Source organism: Aureimonas frigidaquae (assembly GCF_001463905.1).
GTDB classification, from domain to species: Bacteria; Pseudomonadota; Alphaproteobacteria; order Rhizobiales; family Rhizobiaceae; genus Aureimonas; species Aureimonas frigidaquae.
This window is the reverse complement of sequence record NZ_BBWR01000002.1, coordinates 50,538-67,165: the sequence shown is the minus strand read 5'-3', so window position 1 is coordinate 67,165 and position 16,628 is coordinate 50,538. Positions and strand designations below refer to the sequence as shown.

Sequence of the window (16,628 nt, the reverse complement as noted above, 5' to 3'; positions counted from 1 at the left end):
GCGGTGGCCATGGGCCGCGTCGAGGATTTGCGCGAGTTTACAGTTGCATGCCTGAAAGCGGCCGTACCGGTCTGTAGTTCGAAGGAGGACGAACACAATGGCCGTTGAAGCCGAACGTCTGCTCATCAACGTTGAAGCCCGCATTAACCAGCTTGAACGCGAGATGCGCAAAGGCCGCAACACGGCCGATCGAGAACTCGGTGCAATTGAAAAGCGTGCGGGGACCATGGCCCGCAACGTCAACCAGCGTTTTGTGAACATGGCGCGCGGTGCTGCCGCCGGCCTTGCCGGCGCGTTCACAATCCGGACTGCGGGCCAGTTCATCGACAGCGCGACGCGGGTTGAGAATGCCCTGAAGGTTGTCGGCCTGGAGGGCAAGGCGCTCACGCAAGTGTACGGGCAGTTGTACGCCGCCGCGCAGCGCAACGCCGCACCGCTCGAAACCCTCGTCACCCTCTATAGCCGTGTTGCCCGCTCGCAAAAGGAGTTGGGCGTTTCGTCCGGCCAGCTCATGACCTTCACGGACAGCGTTGCAACGCTCCTGCGCGTCGGCGGCACGAGCGCCGAGGAAGCCAGCGGCGCGTTGCTCCAGCTTTCGCAGGCACTTGGCGGCGGTGTGGTGCGGGCGGAAGAGTTCAACTCAATACTGGAAGGCGCGCCGACCATCGCACAGGCTGCCGCAATCGGCATTAAGGAAGCGGGTGGATCGGTCGCCCAGTTGCGCAAGCTGATGCTCGATGGCCGTCTGTCCTCGCGAGCGTTCTTTGACGCGGTCAACGTCGGCGCCCCGGTCATGGCGAAGCAGCTTGAGGGCAGTTCGTCGACGATCGGCCAATCGATGACGCGTCTCAATAACGCCTTCACCGACCTCGCCACCCGGTTCAACGAAAGCACCGAAGCCGGGCGGGCTATGTCAGCCGTCGTCGACATGGTAGTCGACACCCTGAACGGCATCGATGTCGCCCAGGCGGTCAAGACGCTCGAAGGCATCACGGGCGCCCTGGAGGGGATCGTCACCGCCTTCAATAACGCATCCATCTCGGCGAAGGACTGGGCTCTGCGGATCTCCGAGATCAACGATAGTGGCGGCGTCGTGGACAGCCTCATCCGCAAGCTGCCGGACTGGCTGACGACCCCGAATTCGATACTTCATATCGAAAGCGCCCAGATGCGCCGCGAGCGGCAGGAACAAGACACGTCCGACACGATGAATGCCAGGTTTGGTGGCAGCTTATCGGATCGCGGCGGCAGGGTTCGCCCCGGCGGTATCCCACAGGCCGAGGTCCGTCTCGGCAAGATCGTAGTTCCGGCCGACGCGGTGTCGGTCGACGATTACGAGGTCGAAGGCGAGGCCGGTAAGAAGAAGCGCGAGCGCTTGGCCTCTGCCCCGTATCTGACCGCTCGTGGGTTTACTGGCGCCACGGAAGGGCGAGATGCCAACATTCTTTCCAGCTTCTTCAAGCAGGCAAACGTCAACATCGATCCACGCATGACCGCCTGGTGCGCGGCATTTGTAAACGCCGCCCTCGCGGCCAATGGCCTGCCCGGCACGGGATCGCTCGCGGCGCGATCGTTCATGAACTACGGCGAGGCCACGAATGACCCCCGCCGGGGCGATATTGTGGTTCTGTCCAGGGGCAACAACGCTGCGCAGGGTCATGTCGGCTTCTTCGAAGGCTATGATGAAAAGGGCAACGTTCGAGTTCTCGGCGGGAACCAGTCCAACGGGGTCAACACGCAGACTTACGACCGCGATCGGGTGCTAGGCTTCCGCTCAATCCCCGGCGCAGAGCGTGAAGGATTGACCGAAGGCCTTACTGCCGAGTTGGAGCGTCGTCGTGAAGTGACGCAGGCTGCGCTAGAGCAAGATCAGTCGTATCGGCAGATCCTCGCCACAGGCGCGGAATACATCGTCCAGCTTCAGACAGAGGCGCAGCAACGCACCTTGACCGCAGAGCAGGCCGCTGCGCAGCGCTACGAGCAGGATTTGCTCAATCAGGCTCAGCAAGCCGGGATAGAGCTGTCTGACGAGCAGCGAGAGCAACTTTCCCTCCTCGCGCAGGGCATGGCTGATGCGGAAGTCGCCAGCCAGCGCCTAGCTGAAACGCAGGCAATATTGTCAGACCTCGCGGAGGGCGCGTTCAAGGGCTTTGCTCAGGACCTTCTGGCAGGCAAGTCGGCTGCCGAGGCCTTCGAGAATGTTCTTGGCCGGATTGCCGACAAGCTTCTGGATATGGCCTTCGATGGCCTGCTTCAAAGCCTGTTCGGCGGCCTTGGTGGTGGCGGTCGATCACCCCTAGCTTCATCGGCCATCTCAAAAGGTGTCGGCGGCTTGTTTTCTTCAGGTGGCTACACAGGTCCCGGTGGCGTTCGGCAGCCTGCCGGCATCGTGCACAAAGGAGAGGTGGTCTGGTCGCAGGACGATGTTGCCAGGGCGGGCGGGGTAGCCGCTGTTGAAGGCATGCGGCTTGGCAGGAGAGGCTACGCTGGCGGTGGTGCGGTTGCTATGCCATCGCTGTCGGCTCCTAGCCTTACAGTCGTCCGAACAGGTGGCGCGCCGGAGATCAACCTGAACGTCGTGAACAATACTGGTGTGCAGGCGGATGCTCGTACGGAGCGTCAGCCGGACGGAAGCATGTCGGTCATTCTTGATAAGGCCGTCGCTCAGAAGCTCTCCACGCGCGGCACTGAAACGAACAATGCCCTCCGACAAGGCTTCGGGGCGCGTCCCAGACTAGCGAGCCGCTGACATGCCTGTAGACAATTGGCCTTCGACCGTTCCTAGCTGCATTCAATCGCCTCAACTTGACGCGATTGACCCTTGCTAGGGTTGGACGTCCGGTCTGGCGCTACGACCTACTATCCGTACGAGCGGCTGACCGTGCCGAGAGTTCCGTTCTTCGTCAGACTGCCAGATCGACCATTGGCGATAAGGTACTGCCTGTGTGTTTCTATCAAACTCTCCATGCCCAAGAAGGCTGAAGTTCCCCATATCAAAATCATTGACCCCAAGGGGCGGATCAAATCGCATCCAAGCGTCGTCGGCACTTATCCGGATAGTACCGATCTCATCCTCGAAGAAGTGCGGGTGAACGAAGCTCTCTTCCCCGGCTTCAGGATCGATCACCCACTCCGAGCCATAAGAGACGCAGGCGATCATATCGTTTTCAGCTCGTAAGAAAAAGGGATGACCGGCCTCCGGGCTAGATATGATCCCTAAAAGTCGGCGTGGGCCCGCTTCGTCCAGCAAAAGGCATAGGGCCCAGCTGTTACGCAACGGCATTTTAAACAGCTCGCCAATCTGGATCTCACGAAGCGGCTTAATCAATGGTTTGCGAAGGATATTGGGCATAGTTTGGCGCTCCCGTTTGAGACAAGAATGCCAGCGTAGAGATTGGTTCGTCAATCAACATGTCCGTATGCGTCCAGCTGTCGAGACGAACGCAGACGCTCGGACCAAGGAGAACGTGGAGAGAACATCGTGCTACCATTTTGCTACCCAACTCGGTAGCAGCGCACGATACAGCATCATACAGAGCTGGACGCACTGGCGTGTAAGGCCCTGCAAATCGGGCTATGCGGTCATCCGAAGGTATAGAGCGACACGCCCGCAACCGAATTTCAAGACCGCTGCCTTAAACCACTCGGCCACCCTTCCAAGGCTTCCATGCGCCTGCCGCAGCGAATTGCGCGTGCAGCAAAAGCCTTGTGAGGCGGTGTTTAGCGCCATGAGGTTCGCTACGTCAATCTGTTCGAAGACGCTCGCGGCCTTATGCGATTGGACACAGTTGTTCCGGGCGTCGTACCAGGAAACCCTCCCCCTCCAGCTTCCATGGAACACGCCATCGCAGTGTCGCTGCTGCGCTCGACTGTGTGGAAGGCGGTGGCAGACCAGAGTGGCGGCGAGCTTTAGGGGTCCCTTCCGCTCTATCCTCACTGGTGCCGACGCATAGGTCACGCTCGGCCACGCGGGGATACGCCCTGCGCTGTAGCAAAAGCACCCGGAATTGCGAAGGCGTCTACCGAAACAGCTTTTAGTTACTTGCCGCACTACCTATCACGTCAGCATTGGATACTGGCGGTCTGGAATTGGGCCGTCAGACGTACCTTGTTGAATAGCTCCGGCAGTAGAAGAATGGCGTGACACTCGTCGTCAGAGACGTCCGTATCGATGTCATGAACAACGAGGCAAGCATCAATCTGCGGGGTTTCGACGTGCAGAAGCGCTATGCTTCGATGAGTGTCCAGTTGCCCATCTCTTCCTGCGAGGGGAGTAGGTCCCGCGTCGAGGCTGCAGCTAGGGAAGAAGCGGCACGGCTTCTGGAAAAGGCAGTTCGCGTCCTGTCACCGGAGGTCGCTTAGCAGCTCCGTCACGCGGGTCCTGCGCAGGCTAAGGATGACTTCGGCAGGGAGAACGTAGTTTTACCACATAATCGTATACAAGGGGCTGCGCACCACCACGAAAAGGTTTGGGCGGCTCTATGAACAGACTATCGGCAAGCGAGTCATTGGCACTCGGGCATCTTCAAAAGGGTACGGTCCAGCTCCGCCGTTCCGGCCATAAGTGGCATGGGATGCCCTGCGACGTCCGATCCATCAAAGTCTTCGAGAACCTGCATCGCAAGCAGCTGGCTGGCATGCGGCACATTGTCGGAGGCTTCGAATTCTATTTAATTGCCGACACTGCCCTCTAATTGCTTTTGCCGGACCATGTGAAGGGTAACGGCAATGCGTGAAGGTCTCTTCCTGTATACGACGGGCCCAAGGGAGCGTCGAGACGCCCAGGGATCTGCGGTTCTGATCAATGGACGCATCTTCGCCACCAGTGAAGGGCAGCTCTTTTCCGGCAGTTTCGAAGTCATTGACGATCGGCTGTTCGGCAAGGCTTCGCTCGTCTACGAGATCGGTTTTGGACCGACCGGCGTTCCCCACACCGTCCTGTTCGAAGGCGCCATCGAGGGGGATGCGATCCATATGGATTGCATTCCTGACGACAATCCGGAAGAGCCGTATACGGCCGTTCTGACCCGGCTCGATTGATGATAGCCCCATAGGCCCGCGGAACAGCGCAGGCTCGCTCGCGTAAGGGGACCTGGGTCGAACGCCCTGCCCGCGTCATGAGATGGAAACACGGGCAATTTTTGAGCTCCGTGCTGACGCCGAATGGTGCGTTTGACCGAAGCTTCGTGTGGACGACGCGTTTCGCTTAAGCCATGCGCCGTTCCAGGCGCCGCATTGTTCAACGCCAGAGAACGTTGACCCAACCTTGGCGGCGCAACGGACAGAGACGTTTCGCTGGCGCATCAGCGCATGGACCGCGTAACTGACCACACAGGGAGAAGGGCCACCGGAGCTTTTCGATCGCCGGACGCAGACAGGCGTTCATAGCGCTCGAAGGTTCGAGATGGGTGTTCTGCGCATCCAGAACCGTCCATGCTGAAAGCAGCATGGTTTGGGATTGGGCAGTGCAGCCGATCGTTGGGGCACGGTCGCGTGCCTGTCCAGAACCTTGCAGCAGGCTGCGAACGCTCCCTAGGCCAAGCCGCATTCGAAGGGCGAGCGATGATATCGATCGCATCATTCGAGATCACCAGACGGAGATGGGCTTCCAGGCGGAAGAAGGATCGAGGGGGTGTTCTACACAAACCGCGGGCGGTCTACGGCCCGGACCGGACGGCACGATCATCGACATCCGGGCTCGCCAAGACAACGTTGCGGAACACGTGTCGCTTTGGGCCTGCCTGTCAGACGCTGTCGTCCGTCACGCCGTCCGAGAGCCGGCGCGCCAGGACCCGGCCATGCTGCAGAAGCACGGCGTCGGGATTGGCCTGGCGGATATAGACGGCAAGGTCGCGCGTCAGCGCTTCGACGGCGTGACCGGCGGCAAAGGATGCCAGGCCAAGACCCCGTTCGGCGAGATCGATAACCTCCATCGCAGCCTTCTCCGTCGCCAGACGCGCATAGGCCGCCAGTGCGACCACATGCTCGATATGGGCGCGGGGCGCATCCGGCGAGCAAGCCTCGACCCTTGCGGCCGCATCCTCCACCCAGAGGCGCGCCGTCCGCGCTGCCAGGATGGCAGACCCGATCCGGGCCATCTGCAACGGATGGGCATCACGCCCCGTATCACTCAGCTCCCTGCATATGCCTGCCACGACCGCCTCGATCGCGCCGAGCTGCGCGGCTGCGCAGCGCCATATGCCACCGACGAAGAGCGGTTCCCGGCGGTAATCGTCGAGCGCTCCGAGAATGGCAGATGGCCCGATCCTCATGCCATCGAACCGGAATGTCCCGGACGCCGATCGGCGCATTCCACGGTGGTTCCATGATGCCAGATCGACGCGCCGGTCGTCCGCAACCGGGAGGAGGAGAAGCTGGATCTGACCATTGTCATCCGTGACGGGCACGACGGCACGCTGCACCGTTCCGACGGCTGTCGCATAGCGCTTGGCGCCGGTCAGGCGCCAACTGCCGGGGCCGTCAGCGTGCATGCGGACGGGTTCGGTCGCATCGGCGCCCCAGACGCCCAGGAGATCACCGCGGCCTGCATGGCGCAGCACCATGGCCTGCTGGTCCGGTTGGCCATAGGTGGCGACAAGCTGCAGGGCATTCAAATGCCCCTCCAGGATCCGTGCGACACTCAAATCGACGCCGCCCAGGCCCGATAGCAGCTTCAGGACATCTACCCAGGCAGCCACGTAGCGGAAGCCGCCCCCGAAGGCGTCAGGAAGAATGAACCGGTCGAGAAGACCGAATTCCACCAGGACGGAAAGGGCAGGATCGAGTTCTTCCGGCGTACTTCCGCGTATGACCAGATCCAGCGCATGCAGCATGGTGGCGTCGCTGGGAGGCAGATCGGCGGATGCAAGCGGTTTCAAGTGTAAATGGCTCCGCCTTGTCCGGCCTGAAGGGAACGAAAGTTGCCAGCTAAACATAGCTGCATAAATTGCCGGGGAAAGGCATGCCGCCGCACCCGATGATTAGATGCCTAACGGCATGTGCTCCAGCCGTATGGAATGACACATCCGGCAAACATAAAACGGCCGGAACGTTCCCGCTCCGGCCGCCTTGCATAAACTTGTCGCTGGAATTGCAGTCCCTGCCTTAGTCGAAGGCGATGGAGAGGTTCGCCCGCACGCCGTGGTCCGATACGCCGGAGCCGAACTGCCCCGTATAGCTGAGGCCGAGCGTGGTCCGCCGGTTCAGTTTTGCGCTGACACCGGCCTCCACGATCCCCACATCCTGCGCAACGGGCAAACCTTGCACCCCAAAGGCCTGGCCGCCGGCGAAAGACCCAAGGCTCGTCGGCGTCACGTCGTTCAAGGCATGCCGCCAGCCAGCCATGCCGTTTGCCTGGAAAGCCATGCCACCCAGCGTGAACTGGGTGCGCGCCCGCACGCCAATTGTGCTGAAGCTGACATCCGTATCAACGCCGTTCACCGTCAGTGCTGCCGCCTGTCCCTGCTCCTGGAAGCCGGACGTGTGCAGCCAGACTTGCGCGAGGCCAGCGAAGGGCTCGACGGTCGCCTGCCCGAGGCTGATCTCGTAGCCGACCTCCCCATAGGCTTGCACCGTGCGCGCATCGTGATCGGCGGTGAGGCTGTCGGTGTAGCCCGGGAAGGCGACGCTGCGCTCGCTCGACAGAGCATGCCAGGCCACGTTCACACCCGCGCTGACACCCAGCGCGCCCCATTCGCGGCCGCCATAAACGCCGAACCCGAACGTATCCACGCTTGTCGTACCGCGGCCCGCATCGAGCTTCAGCGACGAATGCCCGTAGCTGCCGACCACACCTAGCCGGTAGGCATCGGCCACGAAGCCGTCGCTCCCCACCAGGAGACCGCCAATATCCCGGTCGAAACCAGCCGCATTGCCGTCGCCCCCGCGGCTCGATGTCGACCCATAGGTCTGCACCCAGCCCGATGCCTGCAGGTCGAGCGCGTCCGCCCGTAGGCGCTGGCCCGTCGCATCTCGCACGAAGTGACTGTCTTCCAGGAGCATGGTGCGGGCAGAGGCATGCACCTCTCCCGACAGCGCGTCATAGGCTGCGCGCGCCGTGTCTGCCGACTGCAGCGTGAGCGCCGACACGATCGGGTTGCTCACGCCGAGCTGCTCCAGCGCACCCGAAGTGGCGATCTGGTTGGGCGTGATGCCGACCTTGCTGAACACCGCACCAGATGGCAGGTTTTCACCGGCCACATCCTGCAGCAGGGTAAGATAAACTGCGTTCGCATCGTAGCTGAGTGACGGTGTCACGAAGGCATAGTTGCTGGTCACGGTTGTGAACTGCCCCGTCACGCCGCCATCGGCCGACAGGATGCGGTAGGGCTGGTTCACCACGGGACTCGTCAACAGGCCCACGGCTTGCACCGTCCCGCCATGAATGGTGGCCGTGCCCGTGGCCGCGATCAGATCGTGGTCTGCGCCGCGCAGCTCGGCCACATAGATGGAGCCTGCATCGAAGGTCACATCGCCGTTCACGCTGATCGTGCCCGGCGAGTAGCCGGGGGAAGCCCGGCCGCCGGAGCGCACGATCAGACCGCCAATGGTACCCGTGCCGGCGATCGTGCCCCCATTGCCGACGGCGAACTTCGCCGTTGAGGTCGAACCCCGCGACAGCGTCAGCACGCTGTCCTGCACGGCAATCTCGCCGCTATAGCCCGACGCCCCCGTAAAATTGACCGTGCCGCCCTTTAGAACAACTGCCCCCGTGCCGCTGATCGTGCCGGGGAAATCGTAAGCGTCCGACCGCGCGAAGACGAGCGTGGCGTTGTTGACAATGTCGCCCGTCACCGAACCCGTCGTCCCACCATCACCGATCTGCAACGTACCGGCCGAGACAGTCGTGCCGCCCGTGTAGGTGTTCTCCCCTGTCAGGATCAAAGTGCCCGTGCCGATCTTTTCCAAACCATGCGTACCGGCCAAGGTCGTGGCTATAGTGGCGCTCGTTGCGGTACCGCCCACCTCCACACGCGGCGTAGCGGTGCCATTGGCCAGGGTCAGAACCCCGCCGACCAGGCTGTAACCGCTCGTCTGGAAAGACAGGCCGGTTGCGCCGACGGCACCGGCCGATGTGTCGACCGTGACCTCCCCGGCATGCCCGGAGAAGACAGCCGGCGCCGAAACCGAAGCGGTCAGCTGCGCCGAACCGTCCGAGCTCGTCCAGTTCGTCCCACCTGCAACCCAAATCCCGTCGCCCCCGGCGACGGTCCCGCCCGGCGCGGATGTCGTCCCGTTCCAGAAGCTCGCCCCGCTGGAAACGATAAGGTCGAGGTAGCCGGAACCCTGATCCAGCGCGTAACTCCACGCCACGGACGGCGTATCGCCCAAGGTCAAACCGGAGCCGGAAACGGTCGCACCCGCGTCGTAGCCGAGAAGTCGATACGTTCCCGTGGACATGCCACCATCATTGTAGACGTGCACACTGCCGTTGAGAGCAACATCATCACCGACGGTGATCAAAGGCGTGGCACTCGGTGCGCGCAGCCAGACGCCGAAGGCCGAGGTAGGGCTCAATGAGAAGCTCTTCTCGATCGCAAGGGCCGTCGTGCCCGAGGTCAAGGCATGTACGTTCAGATTGCCCTTCGCTTCGATAGTCAGTGACCCTCGAATGGTGGCGGCACCCGAAACCGGGTTTCCGGAATTGTCCGAACTGACGTTGTCGAGACTGCCGAACCCTTTGACGGACAGATTGCCGCCGATCGAAGCCGGACCCAGCGCACCTCCCAGGCTAAGGCCGCTGGCGGCCGCTACGTTGGTCGCTGCGTCCGCGGTGCTGGTGCCGGACATCGTCCAGTTTCCCGCCGCGATGTCAATCACATCGAAGTTTCGAAACTGAGCTGCGGGACCGATGTTAGCGAGATCGAAAATTCCGCCGGTGCCCGTTAGCTTCAGCGTATCGACCGCCTGATCATAAGTGGCTCCCTGTACCGTACCTTCGATTTTAGCGTAGGACTGCGAAGCATTGATGTCGCCCTTCAGATCGAGCGTGTTGCTGAGGCCATACATGTAAATTGCAGCGGCGCGTCCTACCCCATTACCGTTTAGCCCGCCTGAAACCTTGGACGCGGCATCCAGACTGATGGACGCGTTCGAAATCGAAATGGCTCTGCCACCTTCGCTCGTTCCGGCGCCGCTACCGCCTTCTACCACTCCGCCCTCCAGTGTGATTTTACCACCACCGGAAAATTCGATGCCGGCGCCGCCATACTCTGAATAGGAGCCGGGAATGGCATTGCCGCCCTTAATCGTCCCCTCGACGAAAATTTCAGAATTTTCATATGCGGTGATGGCAGCCTGCCCCTCCCCGCCAGTATTGGAAGAGGCCGATCCTGCTTTGATTACCCCTGTGGTACCCACCGAAAGAACTATCGAGTTTGCTAGAATGGCGTGACCGCCACGGGCGCCATATTGGGCAGAAGGCGCCCCGCTACCACCGGTAACCGTTCCGTTTATGGAACCCGTCAACGCGCCCTGCAGATAGACAGCGTCGGCACCTTAAGCACCGCCCGTCCCGCTCGCTCCGGTGATCGTTCCGTTCTGACCCAAATTCAGTTCGAGCGACGCTTCTTCGTCTAGAACGCGTATGCCGTTACCGGCATCATTTGTCACGCCGTTCAGGGCCGACCCGTTGGTGCCACCCGTCACTGAGCCGAGGATAGTAAGTTGATTCAGCCCAACACCCGCAAGAACAATTCCGCTTCCACCGATTGTTCCGCGCGTACCATCCCCGCCTTGCCCCCCTTGAATGGACAAATTCTCGCCCAAGGTCGCGCTGGCTACGTTCACGAAGTATAGGCCGATACCGCCCGAGCCTCCGCTGCCCCCCTGATAGATGTTCCCGGAGCCCGAGTAGTAGCCGTTGCCACCCCGACCGCCGGTGATCGTCGCAGTAATGCCGGTCCAGTCTTCGCTGCCGGAGCCGGTGAAGACGACGCCGTACCCACCCGCGCCGCCACCACCGCCCAGGTTGCTGGCCGCACCGCCATGCCCGCCGGCTCCACCCACGATGGCGGACTGATTTGTCGGCAAGGTGCTGCCCACATAACCGTGAGCGCCGCCGCCACCACCGCCACCGCCGTAGCCGCCGGAACTTCCGTCAGAGCCGGCAGCTCCTGCCGTGGCACCGCCCGCTCCACCGGCAGAGCCGTTGCTGGAGGCGCTACCATTACCGCCTACGGAACCAGCGCCACCACCGCCGCCGCCATACAAGCTGGACGATGACGTGCCGCCGGAGCTGCCGGTGCCGGTCACGGAATCCTGGCCTCCCGACGATGAGACACTGCCGGACTCCCCGCTTGACCCACCGCGGGCCCAGGCAGGCGTTCCACCGGCAACGGGCAGTATGATGAGACCGACCAAAGCCGTCGAGAGCAGCAAGGCACGACGATGGGACGCCCGACGTGGGCGGTACTGGGCGACACGATGCGAAGAGCGCGACGGCATGTGGGCGGAGACCTTCCTGGAACGGACCGTTTACGGCGAAGGTTGTCGAACGGGCCCGGATCCCAGGACAAACTCGTCAACCATACGTAAGAGTCATAACCAGCGCGGTTTTCCGCCCACAAGAAACCAAACGTTAAACTACTACCTCTGATTCAATTCTAAATAGAGAACGCGTGTCCTTTCTGCGTCATGCCATTGCAAAAAGCGCACCGGCTATTGCAAATCCCAGCAGCCCGACAAGCGTTTGCATGACCGTCCAGGTCCGAAACGTGGTTTTTACATCCATTCCGAAGAAGCGGCTCACCAGCCAGAAACCGGAATCGTTGACATGGCTCAGCATGACGGAGCCGGCCGCCAGCGCCACGACGAGCGATGCAAGCTGCACCCCGTCATAGCCGGCTGCGACGACCGCCGGCTGGACCAGGCCCGCCGCCGTGATGAGCGCCACCGTGGCGGAGCCTTGCGCAACGCGCAGGGCTGTCGCAATGATGAAGCCGGCCACGAAGATCGGCATTCCGATCCCGTCCAGGGCGCCTGCCAAGGCATCGCCGATGCCGGATGCGCGAAGTACCCCACCGAACATGCCGCCCGCGCCGGTGATGAGGATGATGGAGCAGACGGGCCCAAGGGCGGATTCCAGAATGCCCTCGATGCTCTTGGTCGAGCGGCCGCGCCGCACGCCGATGACATAGGCCGCGACCAGGACGGCGATGAGCAGCGCGACCGGCGTCGATCCGAGCGTGCGGGCCAGGCCGTACCATTGCGCATCCGCATTCACCCAACCGGCCACCCGCGCATAGTCCAGCCCGGTATTGACGAAGATCAGAAGCAGCGGAAGGAGAAGAAGAAGGACCACCGTCGACGGGCGCGGCGGTGTGGACGCATCCTCGACCTGCGGGCCGCCGGACAGGATGTCGGGCACGGGCAGGATGATCTTGCGGCCGATCCAGACGCCGAAGAGCTGCCCGGCCAGGATCCAGACCGGAATGGCGACCACAAGCCCGATCACGATCAGAAGGCCAACATCGGCGCCCAGAAGTTCGGCGGCCGCCACGGGCCCGGGATGCGGGGGCACGAAGACGTGCATGACGGAGAAGGCCGCTGCAACGGGCATGCCGTAAATGAGCAGGCCGCCGCCGAGCCGACGCGCAATGGTGAAGACGACGGGCAGCATGACCACGAGGCCCGCATCGAAGAAGATGGGGAAGCCGAAAATCAAGGATGCGATGCCGAGCGCGAGCGGCGCACGCCGTTCGCCGAACCGGGCCACGAGCGCGTTGGCAAGCGCCTGTGCGCCGCCGGAAATTTCCAGAAGGCGGCCGAGCATGGCCCCGAGCGCCACCAGGAGCGCCACGCCTCCCAGGGTCGAGCCGAAGGCCTGCGTCATGGTGGTGACGATGTCGGCAGCCGGAATGCCGGCGACGAGGGCAGTCACCAGACTGACGAGGATCAGCGCGATGAAAGCATGCACGTTGAAGCGGATGATCAGGACAAGCAGCAGCGCAATGGCGCCCGCCGCAATGACCAGGAGCGGCCCGGCGCCCATGGTCGGTTCGATGTTCTGCATGGCTTTTCCTTCTGGCTTTCGTCCGAGCGGACCCGTCCCGCGGCCAGATAGGGCGGCGGGACGGGATCGATGCCATCGATAACCGTAAGTTTTGCATCGCAACAAGGGCCGAGGCTTCGCAAAAGGCTTGTCCGGGCGGAGCGTGCGCTAACTCTCTCGTGAGACAGCCAAGCTTTCGCCTCAATTTCAGTTCGCCACGGATATTCGATACCGCATGACAAGCACCATCAACCGCCCCGTTTTCTTCGGGGCCAGCGCCATCATCGCCCTTCTGGTGATGATCGGCATCGTCTTCCCGCGGGATGCCGACCGCATCTTCGGGGCCGCCCAGGCCTGGGTCCTCGATACGTTCGGCTGGTTCTACCTGTTGGCGGTGGGCGTCTTCGTCTTCTTCGCACTGTTCCTGGCGATCAGCCGTTACGGCACCCTGAAGCTCGGACCGGACGATGCCGAGCCGGATTATTCCTACCTGTCGTGGCTGGCCATGCTGTTTGCCGCGGGCATGGGGATCGGCCTCATGTTCTATGCCGTGGCGGAGCCGATCCTGCACTATTCCGTTCCGCCGGAAGCGGAAGCCGGTTCCTATGCGGCGGCGCGCCAGGCCATGGCGATCACCTATTTCCACTGGGGAATCCATGCCTGGTCGATCTATGCCGTCGTCGGCCTGTCGCTCGCCTATTTCTGCTTTCGCTATAACCTGCCGCTGACGATCCGCTCGGGCTTCTACCCGCTGATCAAGGATCGGATCTCCGGACCCATCGGCCACGCCGTGGACATCTTCGCCATTTGCGGAACGCTGTTCGGCATCGCCACCTCGCTCGGGCTCGGCGTCCTGCAGATCAATGCAGGCCTCAACTACCTGTTGGACGTGCCGCAGACCGCGCTGGTGCAGGTGGCGCTGATCGCTGTCGTCACCCTCGCGGCAACGCTGTCGGTGGTCTCAGGCCTCGATGTCGGCATCCGGCGCCTGTCGGAAGGCAATCTGATCCTCGCCATTCTCCTGATGCTCTTCGTGCTGGTGGTCGGGCCGACGGAATTCCTGTTCCGGGCCTTCGTCCAGAATGTCGGCACCTATCTCGACAGCATCCTGGAGCGGACCTTCACCCTCTACGCCTATGAGCCGAAGAGCTGGATCTCCGACTGGACGCTGTTCTACTGGGCGTGGTGGATTTCCTGGTCGCCCTTCGTGGGCATGTTCATTGCCCGCATCTCGCGCGGGCGCACGGTCCGCGAATTCGTCGTGGGCGTGCTCTTCGTGCCCTCCGCCTTCACTTTCTTCTGGATGACGACCTTCGGCAACACCGCCATCAGCCTCGATATGGGCGTTGCGTCCGGCGCCATCTCGCAGGCCGTGGGCAACGACATTTCCGTCGCGCTGTTCCAGTTCTTCCAGTATCTGCCATGGCCGACCTTCACCTCCGTCCTCGGCATCGTGCTCGTGGCGGTCTTCTTCGTCACCTCTTCCGACTCGGGCTCCATGGTGGTGGATACGATCGCCTCCGGCGGAAACGAGGATACGCCCGTCTGGCAGCGCATCTACTGGTGCAGCATGGAGGGGATCGTCGCGGCCCTGTTGCTGCTGGCCGGCGGGCTGACGGCATTGCAGACCATGACGCTCATCTCCGCCCTGCCCTTCACGATCATTCTGCTGCTCCTGGCCTATGGGCTCTTGAAGGGCATGAAGGCCGACATGGCCCGCGCCGAGAAGCAGGCGCAATCGCAGCCCGCGGTTCCCATGCGGACCATCGGCTGGCAGGAACGTCTGCAATCCATTCTGTACCAGCCGAGCCGCAAGGACGTGGAAGCCTTCATCGGCCGGACGGTCGAGCCGGCACTCACCGACGTGCGCGATGCGCTCAAGCGGCGCAATGTCGAGGCGGTCGTCGAGCGTGACGACAGCGCCGGCAGCGTGCAGCTGACCGTGCATTCGTCGACGACACGCAACTTCGTCTATGGCGTTCAGCCGGTCGCGCAGCTGGCGCTCGCCTTCTCCGCCGCCGAGGTGACACGGCCGGATGCGCGCCGCTCCCATGTCTGGTCGGCGCGGACCGTCTTTGCCGATGGCAGCCGCGGCTATGACGTGATGGGCTTCACGCGCGATGACATGCTGGCCGACGTTCTGGCGCAGTTCGAGCGCTACCAGGTGCTGACGAGCGAGCCGTCGACCCAGCTCTATGCAACATCGCCCGATCCGGCCTGATCGCGCGCGGCGGCAAGATTGCGGGCGAGCGAGGTGAAGACCCGCTCCTCGCCCATCTGCGCCACGTTGAAGCGCATGTAGTCCTGCATGGTGCCGGATAGGCTAAAGGCATTGCCGGGCGCCAGCACGACACCGTCGGCAAGGCACAGGCTCGCGAGCGTGCCGGAATGGACCCCCTGGGGCATCCGGCACCACAGGAACATTCCGGCACGCGGCATCAGCCAGGGCTCGATGCCAAGATCGGCCAGCCGTTGCGCTGTCCGTTCCATGGCGGCGGACAAGCGCCGGCGCACCGCCTCCTTGTGGCGGCGCAGCGCACCGTCGGTCAGCGCGGCATAGAGGAGTTCGGCCGCCATCCGGCCGCCACCGAAGCCCGTTGCGATCTTCATGTCGACGAGCGGATCGATCCAGTCCGCGCGTGCCGCGATATAGCCGCAGCGCACGGAAGCGGAGATGCTCTTGGAGAAACTGCCGATAACCACGACGCGGCTCAACCCATCCAGCGCGGCCAGGCGCGGCGCCGGAACGGGTTCGAAATCGCCGAAGATATCGTCCTCCACGACGACGAGGCCGTGGCTTTCGCACAGCTTCAGAAGCCTGTGCGCGACATCGGGCGCCAGCGTGGCACCCGTTGGATTGTGAATGGCCGAGTTGGTGACGTAGAGGCCCGGCCCATGTGCGCGGCACAGACTGTCCAGTGTCGAAAGGTCCGGCCCTTCAGCATTCCAGGGAACACCGAAAACCTCCACCCGGTGCGCTTTCAGAAGCGCATGGAAGTTGAAGTAGCAGGGATCGTCCACGATCACGCGGTCCCCGGGCCGCAGCAGCAACCGGCAGACGAGGTCAAGCGCCTGTGTCCCGGATTCCGTCAAGACGATCCGGTCCGAATCTGCGGCGATTCCAAGATCCTGCAGTCGCCGCGAAAGGACGTGGCGCAGCCCGTTATGGCCGAGCGGGGTGGCGTAGTCCGTCAGGGCGCTTGCCGGCGCACGGCCGACCTTGCGCATGGCGCGGCGCATGCCGTCCACGAACATCCAATCCGCAGGCAGCCAGCCGCAACCCGGCATCATCGCCCCGTCCGGCGCGTCGAGCGACTGGCGTGAGATCCAGAGCGGATCCACGTTGCGCGCCCGCCGGGGCGCCATATCGCGCAGGGGCGATGGCTGAACCTGCCCGGCCACGTAAAAGCCGGCGCCGGGCCGTGCGTAGACCAGCCCCTCACCGGCAAGGCGCTCATAGGCTTCCACGACGGTCGATACGGAAACGCTGTGTTGCTGCGCCTGCCGCCGGATCGACGGGAGCTGCGTGCCGGGGGTCGCGAGGCCGCCGACGATCCGCCCCCGCACCGCCTGCACAACATCATCGATCTTTCCCATGCGTATGGCCCTACGTTCCAGTACAGTTCGTTTGAAGTGT

At 62.8% G+C, this 16,628-nt stretch carries 10 protein-coding genes; 4 read left to right on the top strand and 6 right to left on the bottom strand.

Going from position 1 to position 16,628, the window contains the following annotated elements; genetic code table 11:
• Positions 1 to 97: 97 nt before the first annotated feature.
• A complete protein-coding gene (locus tag AUL30_RS00300; RefSeq protein ID WP_062225650.1) occupies positions 98 to 2,749 on the top strand; it encodes a TIGR02594 family protein in 2,652 nt (883 codons plus the stop codon).
• A gap of 75 nt (positions 2,750 to 2,824) precedes the next feature.
• On the opposite strand, the gene AUL30_RS19600 is transcribed toward AUL30_RS00300, so the two are convergent.
• A complete protein-coding gene (locus AUL30_RS19600; RefSeq protein ID WP_157069787.1) occupies positions 2,825 to 3,352 on the bottom strand; it encodes a hypothetical protein in 528 nt (175 codons plus the stop codon).
• Between the two features lie 788 nt (positions 3,353 to 4,140).
• Here AUL30_RS19600 and AUL30_RS00290 point away from each other — a divergent pair.
• Both AUL30_RS00290 and AUL30_RS00280 read left to right on the top strand, forming a co-directional pair.
• The gene (locus tag AUL30_RS00290; RefSeq protein ID WP_062225647.1) at positions 4,141 to 4,362 is read left to right on the top strand and encodes a hypothetical protein; all 222 of its coding nucleotides are present in this window, start codon (positions 4,141 to 4,143) and stop codon (positions 4,360 to 4,362) included.
• 366 nt (positions 4,363 to 4,728) lie between these two features.
• Positions 4,729 to 5,040 (top strand): hypothetical protein, encoded by a 312-nt coding sequence (locus tag AUL30_RS00280; RefSeq protein ID WP_062225644.1) that lies wholly within the window; start codon positions 4,729 to 4,731, stop codon positions 5,038 to 5,040.
• A 704-nt stretch (positions 5,041 to 5,744) separates the two neighbouring features.
• Here the strand turns inward: AUL30_RS00280 and AUL30_RS00275 are convergent.
• The 4 genes from AUL30_RS00275 to AUL30_RS00265 all read right to left on the bottom strand — a co-directional run bounded on the left by AUL30_RS00275 (position 5,745) and on the right by AUL30_RS00265 (position 13,012).
• Positions 5,745 to 6,878, bottom strand: a complete 1,134-nt coding sequence (locus AUL30_RS00275) for an acyl-CoA dehydrogenase family protein (protein WP_062225643.1) — start codon at positions 6,876 to 6,878, stop codon at positions 5,745 to 5,747.
• Positions 6,879 to 7,104: 226 nt separating this feature from the next.
• Positions 7,105 to 10,359, bottom strand: coding sequence for an autotransporter outer membrane beta-barrel domain-containing protein (locus AUL30_RS00270; RefSeq protein WP_157069785.1), 3,255 nt, complete (start codon positions 10,357 to 10,359; stop codon positions 7,105 to 7,107).
• A 138-nt stretch (positions 10,360 to 10,497) separates the two neighbouring features.
• Positions 10,498 to 11,253, bottom strand: coding sequence for a hypothetical protein (locus AUL30_RS19595; RefSeq protein WP_157069784.1), 756 nt, complete (start codon positions 11,251 to 11,253; stop codon positions 10,498 to 10,500).
• Between the two features lie 379 nt (positions 11,254 to 11,632).
• Positions 11,633 to 13,012, bottom strand: a complete 1,380-nt coding sequence (locus AUL30_RS00265; protein WP_062225641.1) for a GntP family permease — start codon at positions 13,010 to 13,012, stop codon at positions 11,633 to 11,635.
• Between the two features lie 214 nt (positions 13,013 to 13,226).
• Between AUL30_RS00265 and AUL30_RS00260 the strand changes: the two genes are divergently transcribed.
• Complete coding sequence (locus AUL30_RS00260) at positions 13,227 to 15,212, top strand: BCCT family transporter (protein WP_062225640.1); 1,986 nt, start codon at positions 13,227 to 13,229, stop codon at positions 15,210 to 15,212.
• Here the strand turns inward: AUL30_RS00260 and AUL30_RS00255 are convergent.
• Complete coding sequence (locus AUL30_RS00255; protein WP_062225638.1) at positions 15,185 to 16,588, bottom strand: aminotransferase-like domain-containing protein; 1,404 nt, start codon at positions 16,586 to 16,588, stop codon at positions 15,185 to 15,187. The genes AUL30_RS00260 and AUL30_RS00255 overlap by 28 nt on opposite strands.
• Between the last annotated feature and the right edge of the window lie 40 nt (positions 16,589 to 16,628).